The sequence below is a fragment of the Kocuria sp. p3-SID1428 genome (genome assembly GCF_025149945.1).
Lineage (GTDB): Bacteria > Actinomycetota > Actinomycetes > Actinomycetales > Micrococcaceae > Kocuria.
The window spans coordinates 46,658-61,122 of the sequence record NZ_JALXVH010000005.1; the positions used below are offsets into that span (position 1 = coordinate 46,658).

A 14,465-nucleotide genomic window follows, 5' to 3' on the forward strand; every position below is an offset into this window, starting at 1 on the left:
GGACATCACCTGACGGCAGCGCGTCCATGTCCGCCGCTTCGTCGTCGCGGGGCCGATGCGAGACGATGGGCGCATGAACAATCGCTTCCTCATGGCCGGGGCCGTCGTCACCCTGGCCCTCGTCCTCCTCGTCGCCTATCTCGTGGGCATGTGGGCCTGGATCTTCCTGGGCGTGGTGGCCCTGCTGCTGGTGGGGCTGGGCATCTGGGACCTGGTCCAGCCGCGCCATGCGATCCTGCGCAACTTCCCCGTGCTCGGGCACGCCCGCTACCTGCTGGAGTCCATCCGCCCCGAGATCCAGCAGTACTTCATCGAGAAGAACACCGAGGGCAAGCCGTTCAGCCGGGATCAGCGCTCGATCGTCTACGCCCGCGCCAAGGGCCAGGACGACCACAAGGCCTTCGGCACGGAGAAGGCCACCGACGCGATCGGCTACGAGTTCCTGCTGCACACCACCGCCCCGGTAGCCCCGGCCGCGGAGCCGCCGACGGTGCGCGTGGGCGGACCGGACTGCACTCAGCCCTACGAGATGCCCCTGATGAGCATCTCCTCGATGTCCTTCGGCTCGCTGTCCAAGAACGCCGTGCTGGCCATGAACAAGGGCGCGGCCATGGGCGGGTTCGTGCACGAGACCGGCGAGGGCGGGCTGACCAAGTACCACCTCGGCAGCGGCGCCGACCTGTTCTGGGAGATCGGCTCCGGGTACTTCGGCTGCCGCTACGCCGACGGGCGCTTCAACCCCGAGCGCTTCACCGAGAAGGCCCGCTACGACGAGGTCAAGGGCATCACGATCAAGCTGTCCCAGGGCGCCAAGCCCGGCCTGGGCGGCGTGCTGCCGGGCTCCAAGGTCACCGCCGAGATCGCTGAGGCCCGCGAGGTCCCCGAGGGCGTGGATTGCATCTCCCCGGCCTCGCACTCCGCGTTCACGACCCCGCGCGAGATGGTCCGGTTCATCGGGCAGCTGCGCGAGCTCTCGGGCGGCAAGCCGATCGGCATCAAGTTCTGCGTGGGTTCGCGCACGGACGTGCTGGCCATGTGCAAGGCCATGTGGGAGGAGCGGATCGCGCCGGACTACATCATCGTGGACGGCTCCGAGGGCGGAACCGGCGCCGCCCCGCTCGAGTACTCCGATCACGTGGGCACCCCGCTGACCGAGGGGCTCATGCTCGTGCACAACGCCCTGGTGGGCACCGGGCTGCGGCACATGATCCGCATCGGCGCCGCCGGCAAGGTGGTCTCCGGCTCGGACATCGTCAAGCGCCTGATCCAGGGCGCGGACTTCACCATGTCCGCCCGCGGGATGATGATGGCCACCGGCTGCATCCAGGCGCAGAAGTGCCACACGAACCACTGCCCCGTGGGCGTGGCCACCCAGGACGCCCGCCTCATGCGCGCACTGGACGTGGAGGACAAGGCCAAGCGGGTGCACAACTACCAGAAGCTCACCGTCCGCGAGGCCGTGCAGATCATGGCCTCCATGGGCGTGGAGGCCCCGTCGCAGCTCAACGCTCGCATGCTGCGTCGTCGGGTGGATCACCTCAACACCCGCTCCTACGCCTCGATCTACAACTGGCTGCGGGAGGGCGAGCTGCTCGAGCAGCCCCCGCGCGGCTGGGCCGCGGACTGGGCCGAGGCCGACGCCGATCACTTCGGCGAGCACGCCCCGCTCGGCTTCCTGGACGACGACGGGCCCCATTGGAACGACGAGATGGCCACGCAGACCGGGATGATGGCCACTGTCGGCGCCGGCAGCTCGCTGGCCTCCTCGGGCGGCAGCCATGCTCCGGGCGGGCCGTCGGGGGAGCGGCACTCGGAGGCGCACACCGCCTCGGGCACTCGCTCAGGTGAGCAGGAGCAGGGCCAGCAGCCGGTGCGCAGCGACGGCGACGAGCCGATCGGCCGACCGGAGGCAAGCCGCACGCCGACCACCGGTTCCACGCCGGTCGTCGGCGACAGCACCCGACCGGAGGGGCGCCCAGCCGAGTGAGGCAGGCTCAGAGGGTGTTCTCGGTCGGCTCCTGACCGGCGATCTCAGTGCCGACCTCACCCGGTGGCGGGCTGACGGCGTCGTCGGTCGCCTGCCGGTAGGCTCGCCGGGTGCATCTCAAGACTCTCTCCGTGCGCGGCTTCAAGTCGTTCGCCTCGGCCACGAGCTTCGAGTTCGAGCCCGGGGTGACCTGCGTCGTCGGCCCGAACGGGTCGGGCAAGTCGAACGTGGTCGATGCCCTGTCCTGGGTCATGGGCGAGCAGGGCGCCAAGTCGCTGCGCGGCGGGAAGATGGAGGACGTGATCTTCGCCGGCACCTCGGGCCGGGCGGCCTTGGGCCGGGCGCACGTGGCGCTGACGATCGACAACACCGACGGCGCTCTGCCGATCGAGTACACCGAGGTCACCATCTCGCGCACGCTCTTCCGCACCGGCGGCTCCGAGTACGCGATCAACGGCCAGTCCTGCCGCCTGCTGGACATCCAGGAGCTGCTCTCGGACTCGGGTCTGGGCCGGGAGATGCACGTGGTCGTCGGGCAGGGCCAGCTCGATCGCATCCTGCACGCCACGCCGGAGGAGCGCCGCGGCTTCATCGAGGAGGCCTCCGGGATCCTCAAGCACCGGCGGCGCAAGGAGCGCACGATCCGCAAGCTCGAGGGCATGCAGGCCAACCTGGACCGCCTGGACGACCTGCTCTCCGAGATCCGGCGTCAGCTCACGCCGCTGGGCCGTCAGGCCAAGGTCGCCCGCCGCGCCCAGCGCATCCAGTTCGACGTCCGCGACGCCCGCTCGCGCCTGCTCGCCGATGACCTGGTGCAGGCGCAGTCCGCGCTGGCCGTCGACGTCGAGACCGAGCAGCGGCTGCGCGAGGAGAAGGAGGACGCCGAGCGGCGTCTGGGGGCGGGCCGCACCCGCCAGAACGAGCTGGAGACCCGCGCCGCCCAGGCCACCCCTGCGGTGACCGCGGCGCGCGAGACCTGGTACGAGCTGACCTCGGTGCGCGAGCGGCACCGCTCGCTCGAGCAGCTGGCCGGGGAGCGGCGGAGACTGCTCGGAGCCACGGAGGAGCAGCCCTCCTCGGACCGCGACCCGGACCGGCTGGCCGAGCAGGCCGCGCGCACCCGCGAGGAGGAGAAGGCGGCGCTGGAGCAGGTCGAAGAAGCCGTGGACACCCTGGCCGAGGCCATCCAGGACCGCGAGGACAGCGAGGCGCAGGCCCGCGAGGCGGACAGGGCCGTGACGGCGATCCTGCAGGCGGCCGCCGATCGCCGCGAGGGCGTGGCCAAGCTCTCCGGCGGCGTGGGTGCTGCGCGCTCGCGGGTCGAGGCCGCCGAGAACGAGCTCGAGCGGCTGCGCGGCACCGAGCAGCAGGCGGCGCAGCGCCGGATGGGTGCGCTGAGCCAGGTGGAGACGCTGCGCGCAGCCGCCGAGGACGCCGCCGAGGTCTCGCGCCGGGCGGCCTCCGAGCGCGACGAGGCTGTGGAGGCCTTTGAGACCGCCCGCGAGCTGCACCGCCAGGCCGAGGCTGCGCGCACGGAAGCGGTGCGCGCCCATGATGCCCAGGCCGCTCGCGCCGAGACGCTGCGGGCCTCGGTGCGTCAGCCCGACGGCACCGAGGCCGTCAAGGCGCAGTCCGCCGATGCTGTGGTGGCTGCAGTGGCCGAGGTCCTGACGATCTCCGTCGGCTGGGAGCGTGCGCTGACGGCGGCCCTAGGTCCGCTGGCCGAGGCGCTCGCGGTGCGCTCGCACGCGGCGGCGGCGGGCATCTTCGAATCTCTGCGCCAGGCGGATGCCGGGCGCGTGCACATGCTCGTGGCCGGCGGATCTGCGGCGCCCGTCTCAGAGCTGCCGGACGAGATCCGGGGCTACGCGGGCGTCGTGCCGGCGGCCGAGGCCGTCGAGGCGGCGTCGGGAACGGGGGATGCTGCGGAGGCCGTCGTGCAGCGCGTGCGCGCGGAGCTGGCCGGGACCGTGCTGGTCTCGGACGCGGCCACCGCGGTGCGCCTGACCGGCGATCATCCGCAGGTGCGCGCCGTGACCCGCGACGGCGACGTCTTCGCCCCGCACAGCGCCCGGGGCGGAGCGCGGGAGGCGGCCGGCTCCCTGGAGATCCGCGCGCAGGCCGAGGCCGCGGAGGCCGAGCTGGCTCAACTGCGGCAGACGCTGGATCAGGCGACGGAGGCCACCCAGTCGGCTGCTGCGGAGCGGGACCGCCTGCGCCCTCAGGCCGAAGCTGCGCGCAAGGCGGCGCAGGAGGCCGAGAAGGCCGAGCGGGATGCCGCCGGAGCGTCCTCGCGGACCGAAGCCGTGCTGGACTCCGCTCAGGCTGAGTCGGATCGCTTCCAGCGCCAGGTCGCCGAGACCCAGGACCAGGTGGCCGCGCATCAGCGCGCTCTGGACGAGGCGCTTTCGCGCCTGGAGGCCGCCCAGGAGGACCACGACGACGACGAGTCCGAGCGCGCCCACCTGGAGGCCGTGGCCCGCCGCGACTCCTCGCAGCGCGAGGCGACCCAGGCACGGCAGGCAGAGACGGAAGCCCGGCTGGCGCTGCGGTCGCTCGAGGAGCAGGCCCGAGCACTGGGCAACCGCGCGCATTCGCAGGAGCGGGCCGCCGCCGCCGAGCGCCGCGCCCGGGAAGAGGCGGCCCGCCGTGCCGAGAGGCGGCGGCAGCAGGCGCGCAGCGCCGAGGCCGTGCTGGCCGCGGTGCGCCAGATCCTGGTGCGCATCGACGCCTCCGTGGAGCGGGCCGAGGCCGAGCGGCAGCAGGCCGAGCAGGTCCGCCAGGCCCTGGACGCCGAGCTGCAGGAGGTGCGCACCGCCAACGACGGCCTAGCCTCTCGGCTGGCCCAGCTCACCGACGAGGTCCACCGCGACGAGATCGCCCGCACCCAGAAGCGCGCCCGCATCGAGACCCTCGAGCAGCGCTCGCTGGACGAGCTCGGGCTGACCCCCGACGCCCTGATCGACAACTACGGCCCGCACCTGCCCATCCCTGATGCCGACGCCATCCTGGAGGCCTCGCAGCGCCGCGATGAGCGCGCCGCCGCCGCAGCTGCGCGTCGCGAGCTCGAGGCCGAGCAGCACGGGATCACCCCGGAGGAGCTGGCAGAGAAGCAGGGGGAGTCGGTGCCGTCGTCGGGAACCCCGGACACTTCGGACGGGGAGGAGCCGGAGGAGGATCTCTACGACGAGCCGGTGGGCATCCCGTTCGTGCGCGAGCAGCAGGAGAAGCGGCTGGCGTCGGCGGAGCGCGATCTGGCCAAGCTCGGCAAGGTCAATCCGCTGGCCCTCGAGGAGTTCGCGGCCCTGGAGGAGCGCCACGCGTTCCTCTCCGAGCAGCTCGAGGACCTGCACCGCTCCCGGGCCGATCTGCGGCAGATCATCCGCGACGTCGACGAGCACGTGGAGCAGGTCTTCACCGAGGCCTGGCACGACGTCGAGCGCGAGTTCATCACCGTGTTCGGGACGCTGTTCCCCGGCGGTGAGGGGCGGCTGAGGCTGACCGATCCGGCGGACATGCTCAACACGGGCATCGACGTGGAGGCGCGCCCGGCGGGCAAGAAGATCAAGAGGCTGTCGCTGCTGTCCGGCGGCGAGCGGTCGCTGACGGCGATCGCGATGCTCGTGGCGATCTTCCGCGCCCGGCCCTCGCCGTTCTACATCATGGACGAGGTCGAGGCCGCCCTGGATGACCGCAACCTGGGCCGGCTGCTGACGATCTTCCAGCAGCTGCAGGAGACCTCGCAGCTGATCGTGATCACCCACCAGAAGCGCACCATGGAGATCGCCGACGCCGTCTACGGCGTGACCATGCGCGACGGCGTCACCACCGTGCTGGGTCAGCGCCTCAAGGAGATGCGCTAGGCGATCTGATCTGAAGGGGTGCTCACCAGCGGTGGCGACTTGCGCCGACCAGAGCAAGCTGGGCGGTGGCCTTCCGGCTCATCGAGTGGCCGAATCCCCACGCCACCCCCATCGACTGGCCGATCCCTCACCGTTCCAGCGAGGAACCGGTGACGACTCGGCCTGCCGATGACGGATCAGCCCGGATTCGGCCGCTCGATGGCGGGACGGGCCGGAATCGGCTGGCAGCGGTTCTCAGGAGTCCTCGCGCTCCTCGTCGGACACGCGAGGGACGGAGCCGGTGGGGACGGCGTCGACGTCGGGGCGCCTGAGGGTGTCCATCACGGGGGTCCAGGCCAGCGCGGCCACACCCATCAGCACGCCGGAGACCAGGAAGGCCGGGCCGAAGCCGGCGGCATCCACGAGGGCCCCGGCCAGGATCGGGCCCAGGATCTGCCCGGCGTCCTGGCTCATCTGGAATCGCGAGAGCACGGTGCCGCCGGAGCGCTGCGGGCCGATGACATCGGCCACGGCCGCCTGCTGCCCCGGATTGAGGGTTCCGGAGCCCACTCCGGAGAGGAAGGAGGCCACCGCGAAGATCCACACGCTGTCCGTGAACCCGATGACCGCCGTCATCACGCCGGCCAGCACCAGTCCGCTGATCACCAGCGGCTTGCGGCCCACGGAGTCGGAGATCCGGCCCGAGAACGACAGCGCCACGGCGGAGCCGGCGGCGAACACCGTCAGCGCGAGGCCGGACAGGGCAGGTCCGGCGCCGAAGGCGGCGGAGGCGATCAGCGGGATCAGCGCCACGCGGATGCCCATGGAGGTCCATCCGTTGGCGAAGCCCGAGACCAGCGAAGCCCGATACGCGCCGAACTGCCAGGCCTCGCGGAAGCTCATGCGCACCTGGGCCTTGGAGGCCGCGCGATCCTGCAGCGACTGCGGGGGGATCTGCCAGAAGACCACACCGGCGGCCAGCAGGATCGCGGCCCCGTAGATGAGGAACGGCGCCTGCATGCCGAATCCCGCCAGCAGCCCGCCGATCACCGGCCCCAGGATCCCGCCGATGAGGAACGTGGAGGCGTACATGCCCGAGATCCGCCCGCGCGAATCCGGCGGCGCCAGGCGCACGATCAGGCCCATGGCGGAGACGGTGAACATGGTGGAGCCGAGTCCGCCCAGGCCGCGGAAGACCAGCAGCTGCCAGTAGGAGCCGGCGAACGCCGTGGCGAACGACGACAGCGCCACGATCACCAGGCCGATGAGATAGGTCCGGCGCTCGCCGATCCGATCCAGGATGCGACCGCCGGCCGGGGCGAAGATCAGCCGGCAGAACGCGAAGGCCGAGACCACCGCTGAGGCGGCGGCCACCCCCACGCCGAAGCTGGAGGCGTACTGGGGCAGGACCGGAGCCACCAGGCCGTAGCCGACGGCGATCGCGAAGGCGGCGGCGATCAGCACCAGGATCTCCCGGGGCACCGGGGTCCGGGCAGGAGACTTCGATCGCGACGACCGGTCGGAGGACCTGCGCGCAGCGGGGTCCGGGGACGAAGAGGAGGAGGCCATCACCAGCGCAGTCTAGGAGAAGGCGCTGACGCCGCAGGCGCGTGCGGGCACCGGCCCTCGGCGGCCCCCGCCGAATCGTGGTGCAATGGGGGACGTGGACCAGATACTCGCTCAGATCCCTGTCTTCGTGTACGTGCTGATCGCCGTGGTGGTGCTGGCGCTGCTGGGCTTCGTGCTGCTGCGCGGGCCCAAGGCGCCTCCCGGCGGCTACGACTCGACCCGAGACGCCGATGACCCGGCGCCGGGCGCTGCCGGCGACGGCTCGGGTGAGCATGCCCGGGCCGGAGGGGCAACCGCGACCGAGGCCAAGGCGCCGACGCTGGACACCCCCGAATCCGCCGGCTCCCGCATGGCGCGCCTGCGCGGGCGCCTGGCCAAGTCCAACAACGTGTTCGGCCGCGGTCTGCTGGCGCTGCTGTCCCGCGATCACATCGACCAGGACGTCTGGGACGAGATCGAGGAGACGCTGCTTATGGCGGACCTCGGCACCGACGCCTCAATGGAGCTCGTCGAGAACCTCCAGGTGCGGGTCAAGGCCGAGGGCACGCAGGATCCGAACCACGTGCGGGCCATGCTGCGCGAGGAGCTGCTCAAGCTCGTCGACCCGTCCATGGACCGCTCCCTGGCCGTGACCCGCAAGGGCGACACCCCGGCCGTGATGCTCGTGGTGGGCGTCAACGGTGTGGGCAAGACCACGACCGTGGGCAAGCTGGCGCGCGTGCTCGTGGCCGAGGACAAGGACGTCATGCTCGGTGCGGCCGACACGTTCCGCGCCGCGGCCGCGGATCAGCTGCAGACCTGGGGCAACCGCGTGGGCGTGCCGACCGTGCGCTCTGACGTGGAGGGCGCCGATCCCGCCTCCGTGGCCTTCGATGCCGTGAAGACCGGCATCGACTCGGAGGTCGACGTCGTCATGATCGACACGGCCGGGCGCCTGCAGAACAAGGCGGGGCTCATGGACCAGCTCGGCAAGATCAAGCGCGTGGTGCAGAAGGCCGCCGAGGTCGACGAGGTCCTGCTGGTCATCGACGCTACGACCGGGCAGAACGGCATGACGCAGGCCAAGGTCTTCTCCGAGGCCGTGAACGTGACCGGCATCGTGCTCACCAAGCTCGACGGCACCGCCAAGGGCGGCATCGTCGTGGCGATCCAGCGCGCGCTGGGCGCTCCGGTCAAGCTCATCGGCCTGGGCGAGGGCGCCGATGACCTCGCCCCGTTCGACGCCGAGCAGTTCGTGGACGCCCTGCTCGAGTAGGCCCCTGGTGTGATCCCACAGATCGAGTGGCCTCGCAGTGTCCGTCCAGCTCAGACGCACACTGCGGGGCCACTCGTCTTGTCTCCGCCGTAGTCAGGCCACGCGGACGCTGCTCGATGACCGCAGCCCCGTTCACATGCCCGACACGAACGAGCGCGTGTTGTCACACGCCGGAAACGACGGTGCGACGCCGGTGACTCATGACCTCGCTTGACTCGTGTGCAGCGCCCGAGAGGGCCCGAGAAGCGAGGAGAGACTGACGATGGATGAGACGACGCTGAGCGCGGTCGATGTGTGGACCGTGGTCGCCAGCGCCATGGTGCTGCTGATGACACCGGGACTGGCCCTGTTCTATGGGGGCATGACCCGTGCCAAGGGCGTGCTGAACATGATGATGATGTCCTTCGCCGCCCTGGGTCTGGTGATCCCGGTGTGGATCCTGTGGGGGTGGTCGATCTCCGGCGGCGAGCCCATCCTGGGAGGCCTGGCGGGCAGCCCTCTGCAGGCGCCGGGGCTGGAGGACCTGATCGGCACGAGCGACCTGCTGGGCGTCGCGTTCTCCTGCACGTTCGCGATCATCTCGGTCGCGCTGATCTCCGGTGCGGTCGCGGATCGCATGCGCTTCAGCGCCTGGCTGCTGTTCGTGCCGGTGTGGACCACCTTGGTCTACGCGCCGCTGGCGTTCATGGTCTGGGGCGGCGGCCTGCTGGGTGCCGACGGCGCGATCGGTGCGCGCTTCGGCGAGGCGATCGACTTCGCCGGAGGCCTGGTGGTGCACATCAACGCCGGCGTGGCGGCGCTGATCCTGATCCTGCTGATCGGCCCGCGACAGGGATTCGGGAAGGACTCGGGCCAGCGCCCGCACAACCTCCCCCTGGTCATGCTCGGCGCGGCCCTGCTGTGGTTCGGCTGGTTCGGCTTCAACGTCGGTGCTGCGGCCACCCCCGAGCAGGCAGGGCTGATCCTGATCAACACCATGGGTGCTCCGGCCACGGCCATGCTGGGCTGGCTGCTGGTCGAGCGGGTCCGCGACGGCCACCCGACCTCCCTGGGCGCGGCCTCCGGCGCGGTGGCCGGGCTGGTCGCCATCACGCCCGCCTGCGCCGACGTCTCCCCGTTCTGGGCCATGGTCCTGGGACTCGTCGCCGGCATGTGCTCGGCGGTGGCCGTGGCGCTGAAGTACCGCATGGGCATGGACGACTCGCTGGATGTCATCGGCGTCCACCTGGTCTCCGGCATCGTGGGGACCGTGGCCCTGGGCTTCATCGCGATCCCGTCCGCGGAGTCGGCAGGCGGGCTGTTCTACGGCGGCGGGCTGGCGCTGCTGGGCACGCAGGTGATCGCCACGGTCGTCTCGGTCATCTACTGCTCCGTCGTGACTCTCGTCATCGCCCTGGTGATCCGCGCGTTCGTCGGCCTGCGGATCACGGCGGAGGCGGAGATCGAGGGCATCGACATCACCGAGCACGCGGAGTCCGGCTACAACCTCGCGGGCGATGCCTCCGGCTCGTTCCGCCCCCGTCGCCCGGTCCCGGGCAGCCTCGAGGACGTCATCGAGCGTCAGAAGAAGGAGCAGCGCGCATGAAGCTCGTCGTCGCCGTCATCCGGCAGGAGAAGTTCGCCGACGTCAAGGACGCGCTGGCCGCGTTCGGGATCCAGGGCATGACCGTCACCAACGTCCACGGCTACGGCCGCCAGCGAGGGCACTCCGAGGTCTACCGCGGTGCGGAGTACTCGGTGGACCTCATCGAGAAGACCCGCCTGGAGCTGGTCGTCACGGACCAGCAGGCCCACGAGGTCGTCGACGCGATCGCCGCTGCCGCCACCACGGGCCGGGCGGGCGACGGCAAGGTCTGGGTCACCCCCGTGGAGGAGGTCGTGCGGCTGCGCACGGGGGAGGGCGGCGAGTCAGCTGTCTGAACACGTCCCGCAGGCGCTTCAGCGCACGGCGTCAGGAGCCGAGCATGTGCGGACAGCGGGCATTGCTACCCTGGAGCACTGATCCGGTGCGCACTGCGCACCCCCAGGGGCGACGACGGCGCGGCCACCTGGTCGCGCCGTCGACGCGCGTCCAGGCCCGCCCGCCGCCCCAGACCATCGAAGATCCACAGCGAGGACCACGTGTTCAACTCCCTCTCCGACCGCTTGACCGCGACGTTCAAGAACCTGCGCGGGAAGGGCAAGCTCTCCGAGGCGGATGTCGATGCCACCGTGCGCGAGATCCGCCGCGCGCTGCTCGACGCCGACGTCGCCGTGCCCGTGGTCCGCGAGTTCACCGCCGCCGTCAAGGAGCGCGCGCTGTCGGCCGAGGTCAACGAGGCGCTGAACCCGGGCCAGCAGGTCGTGAAGATCGTCAACGACCAGCTCCAGGAGATCCTGGGCGGTCAGACCCGGCGCATCCGCATGGCCAAGACCGGGCCTACGATCATCATGCTCGCGGGCCTGCAGGGCGCCGGCAAGACCACCCTGGCCGGCAAGCTCTCGCACTGGCTCAAGGGCCAGGGCCACCGCCCGCTGCTCGTGGCCTCCGACCTCCAGCGCCCCAACGCCGTGACCCAGCTGAAGGTCGTGGGCGAGCGCGCCGGCGTGCCGGTGTGGGCTCCGCATCCGGGCACCACCTCCGAGTTCGACGACCCCACGGGCGATCCCGTCCAAGTGGCTCGCGAGGGTGTGGAGCACGCCCGCTCCAAGCTCTACGACGTCGTCATCGTGGACACCGCCGGCCGCCTGGGCGTGGACCAGCCCCTGATGCGCCAGGCCCGCGACATCCGCGACGCCGTGCAGCCGGACGAGGTCCTGTTCGTCATCGACGCCATGATCGGCCAGGACGCGGTCCAGACCGCCCAGGCCTTCAACGAGGGCGTGGACTTCACCGGCGTGGTGCTCTCCAAGCTCGACGGCGACGCCCGCGGCGGCGCCGCCCTGTCGGTGGCCTCGGTGACCGGCAAGCCCATCATGTTCGCCTCCACCGGCGAGGGCGTGAAGGACTTCGAGCAGTTCCACCCGGATCGCATGGCCTCGCGCATCCTCGACATGGGCGATGTCATGACCCTGATCGAGCAGGCCGAGAAGACCTGGGATCAGGCCGAGGCCCGGAAGATGGCCAAGAAGTTCGCCGATCAGGAGGACTTCACCTTCGAGGACTTCCTGGCCCAGATGCAGCAGCTCAAGAAGATGGGCTCCATGAAGAAGCTGCTCGGCATGATGCCGGGCATGGCCGGGATGCGCGAGCAGCTCGAGAACTTCGACGAGTCCGCGCTGACCCGCATCGAGGCCATCATCCAGTCCATGACCCCGCACGAGCGGGTGGCGCCCAAGATCATGAACGGCTCGCGCCGCGCGCGCATCGCCAAGGGCTCCGGGGCCACCGTGCAGGAGGTCAACCAGCTCATGGAGCGCTTCGGGCAGGCGCAGAAGATGATGCGCAAGATGTCCCAGGGCAAGGGCATGCCGAACCTCCCGGGCATGGGCGGCGGCGCACCGGGCATGGGTCCGCAGGGCGGCAATCCCATGGCCGGCATGCAGGGGATGCAGGGCATGCAGGGTCTGCCGGGAGGCGGCGGCGGGAAGTCCTCCAAGTCCAAGGCCAAGAAGAAGGGCTCGCGCTCGGGCAACCCTGCCAAGCGCGCGCAGGAGGCGGCCGCGGCGCAGAACCGCTCGAAGGCCCCCACGGGCTCGTCGTTCGGGCAGGCGCAGCAGTCCGAGCAGAACCTCAAGGACCTGCCCAAGGGGTTCGAGAAGTTCCTCAAGTGATCCCGCACCGGCCGCTGCGGCGCTGAGCGAAAGGCACCACCATGTCGTCCTACCTCCCCGAGAACGAGCTCAGGCAGTTCATCGACTCCCTGCCGACCCGGCGCCTGGCGTCCGCGGCGCTGATCCGGGACCCGCGTGGCCGGGTGCTGATCGTCGAGCCGAACTACCGCGACGGCTGGACCCTGCCCGGCGGCACGGTCGAGGCCGGGGAGGATCCCCGCACCGGCTGCTTCCGCGAGGTCGTGGAGGAGATCGGGCTGCACCTGCCGGAGGGTCGCCTGCTGGTGGTGGCCCACGGGCTCTCCGCCGGGATCTGGGGAGACTCGGTCGCCTTCCTCTACGACGGCGGTGTGATCCCGGCCGAGACCGAGATCACCCTGCAGGAGGAGGAACTGGACAGCCACCGCTGGGTCGAGCCCACGCAGATCCCGGGATACATGGGCGAGCGCATGGGACGGATGATCCTCAGCGGGCTCGAGCAGCTCGACACGGGCGGAGTGGCCGAGTTCGTGCTCGGCGGCTGAGGCCGAGTCGCCGAGCGGCTGAAGCGCCGTGCAGGCTCTCGGCGGAATCGGCTCTCGGTGCCGCGGGGCGGTGAGAGCGCGCAGGTAGCATGGCGCACATGACCACCCCCTCTTCCGAGCCCCAGCATCCGTCGTCCTCCGGCGCGGAGGGTGCCGAAGGAGCCGACGGCGCTGCCTCCGCCGGCCACGGCCGTCGACGCGCCGAGGCCCCGGTGGATCGCAAGACCTCCGCGCTGGACGGCTGGTCGGTGCTGCCGCTGGCCGTGCGGATCAGCGGCCGCAGCTCCGTTCCGGATGTCGAGCGCTCCGACCTGCTCGGCCCGGACACCGCCGATGCCGCCGAGATCGTGGGCTTCGTGCCCACGGCGCAGGGCATCCGCAAGGTGCTGGGCCATCACCGCGCCGTGGCCGCCGCCGCCGAGGGCGCCGACTACCTGCAGATCGCGGTGCTCGTCGACGACCAGGGCCGCACGGCCACCGTGGGCGAGCACGGCGCCGTCGTGGCCGGCCAGGGCGTGGAGGAGATCGCCGCCTCCGTCCACCGCATCACCGGCCAGACCCTCGAGCCGCAGCACCCGCGCCTGCACCGGGCGCTGATCCTGCACCTGGACGCCCCCGAGCTGCCGCTGCTGGCCAGCAGCGCAGGGGCCTCCTTCCGGGCGGTCAGCCGCGACGGCTGGTCCGTTCTCGTGCCCGAGGACGACGCCTCCTGGTGGGCCCTGCGCACCGGGCTGACCGGCACGGCCGTGGCCCTGGCCTCGGACGGGGCCGCCCGCTCCCTGGAGGTCCTGCTCGACGCCGCCGACGGCGTCGGCCGACACCCGCAGACCGCTCAGCCCGATCCCACGCGGATCTCGGCCGAGACCTCCGGCGACCGGGCCGCCTGCGGGCTGTCCTGGGGCCCGGCCTGGTCCGCGGTCTCGATCGACGACGACGGCACCCCTGCCGCCCGGCTGACCCGGGAGGTCCTCGAGCTGTGCGATGCCGAGACCACCCAGATGCATGTCGAGTCGGTGGCCTCGGTCTTCGACCTGGACCCGGTGCAGACCATGCGGCTGCGCAACTACGTCGAGGGGGAGTCCTCCTCGCTGGTGCTGGAGTCCGTGCTGCAGCTGCTCGAGCTGCCCGTGCTGGCCGCCAAGATCGTCGAGGGGCAGAAGCCGCTGTCGGAGATCGAGGGGCTGGAGCGGTTCGAGCCCACCAGCATGCGTGAGGCCGTGATGCAGGGCCTGGGCCTGGAGCCCACCGACGACAGCACCTTCTCCCGTCTGCAGGCCAGGCTGGCCGAGCGCCCGGAGATCCTCCTGGCCGTGGCCGGGGCGCAGACCGCGGTGGGCGTCGGCCTGGCTGCGCTGGGGCGTCGCGGGGGACGGGGCAGCCTGGTGCTCGGCACGCTGTCCGGGCTCGCGTTCACGGATGCGGCCTCGCTTTCGGGGCTCTACGCCGTGCTGCGCAGGCAGCGCCGCCGTCGAGACGGCAGGCGGCCCGGCCGATCGCACGACTGAGCGGCCGCTGCCGGCAGATCTGTCGCGCGA

Annotated in this window: 9 protein-coding genes; 8 read left to right on the top strand and 1 reads right to left on the bottom strand. The window is 71.5% G+C overall.

Annotated features, from left to right (window positions below):
• Window positions 1-73: 73 nt before the first annotated feature.
• Together M3E84_RS02220 and smc are read left to right on the top strand one after the other, a co-directional pair.
• Window positions 74-1,987 (top strand): FMN-binding glutamate synthase family protein, encoded by a 1,914-nt coding sequence (locus tag M3E84_RS02220; RefSeq protein WP_259894374.1) that lies wholly within the window; start codon window positions 74-76, stop codon window positions 1,985-1,987.
• A gap of 110 nt (window positions 1,988-2,097) precedes the next feature.
• Window positions 2,098-5,850 carry a chromosome segregation protein SMC gene (smc, locus tag M3E84_RS02225; RefSeq protein WP_259894375.1) on the top strand — a complete coding sequence of 1,251 codons (3,753 nt, stop codon included), beginning with the start codon at window positions 2,098-2,100 and terminating at the stop codon, window positions 5,848-5,850.
• Between the two features lie 234 nt (window positions 5,851-6,084).
• On the opposite strand, the gene M3E84_RS02230 is transcribed toward smc, so the two are convergent.
• Window positions 6,085-7,311 (bottom strand): MFS transporter, encoded by a 1,227-nt coding sequence (locus tag M3E84_RS02230; RefSeq protein ID WP_396415540.1) that lies wholly within the window; start codon window positions 7,309-7,311, stop codon window positions 6,085-6,087.
• 172 nt (window positions 7,312-7,483) lie between these two features.
• On the opposite strand from M3E84_RS02230, the gene ftsY reads away from it, so the two are divergent.
• From ftsY to M3E84_RS02260, 6 genes are all read left to right on the top strand, one after another.
• Window positions 7,484-8,653: a signal recognition particle-docking protein FtsY gene (gene ftsY, locus M3E84_RS02235; protein WP_259894377.1), complete on the top strand. Its 1,170-nt coding sequence runs from the start codon at window positions 7,484-7,486 to the stop codon at window positions 8,651-8,653.
• Window positions 8,654-8,915: 262 nt separating this feature from the next.
• A complete protein-coding gene (locus M3E84_RS02240) occupies window positions 8,916-10,238 on the top strand; it encodes an ammonium transporter (protein ID WP_259894378.1) in 1,323 nt (440 codons plus the stop codon).
• Entirely contained in the window at window positions 10,235-10,573 is a 339-nt protein-coding gene (locus M3E84_RS02245; protein ID WP_024290723.1) for a P-II family nitrogen regulator, read from the top strand. The genes M3E84_RS02240 and M3E84_RS02245 overlap by 4 nt, the downstream gene beginning before the upstream one ends.
• A gap of 201 nt (window positions 10,574-10,774) precedes the next feature.
• Window positions 10,775-12,406: a signal recognition particle protein gene (gene ffh, locus M3E84_RS02250; RefSeq protein ID WP_259894379.1), complete on the top strand. Its 1,632-nt coding sequence runs from the start codon at window positions 10,775-10,777 to the stop codon at window positions 12,404-12,406.
• A gap of 41 nt (window positions 12,407-12,447) precedes the next feature.
• On the top strand, window positions 12,448-12,930 hold the full coding sequence (locus M3E84_RS02255; protein ID WP_259894380.1) for an NUDIX hydrolase: 483 nt from the start codon (window positions 12,448-12,450) through the stop codon (window positions 12,928-12,930).
• Window positions 12,931-13,028: 98 nt separating this feature from the next.
• A complete protein-coding gene (locus tag M3E84_RS02260; protein ID WP_259894381.1) occupies window positions 13,029-14,435 on the top strand; it encodes a hypothetical protein in 1,407 nt (468 codons plus the stop codon).
• Window positions 14,436-14,465 lie beyond the last annotated feature (30 nt).

Coding starts and splice junctions, on each gene's coding strand:
- M3E84_RS02220 (WP_259894374.1), top strand. CDS start 74: ATGAACAATCGCTTCCTCATGGCCGGGGCCGTCGTCACCCTGGCCCTC.
- ftsY (WP_259894377.1), top strand. CDS start 7,484: ATGGGGGACGTGGACCAGATACTCGCTCAGATCCCTGTCTTCGTGTAC.
- M3E84_RS02240 (WP_259894378.1), top strand. CDS start 8,916: ATGGATGAGACGACGCTGAGCGCGGTCGATGTGTGGACCGTGGTCGCC.
- M3E84_RS02245 (WP_024290723.1), top strand. CDS start 10,235: ATGAAGCTCGTCGTCGCCGTCATCCGGCAGGAGAAGTTCGCCGACGTC.
- M3E84_RS02255 (WP_259894380.1), top strand. CDS start 12,448: ATGTCGTCCTACCTCCCCGAGAACGAGCTCAGGCAGTTCATCGACTCC.
- M3E84_RS02260 (WP_259894381.1), top strand. CDS start 13,029: ATGACCACCCCCTCTTCCGAGCCCCAGCATCCGTCGTCCTCCGGCGCG.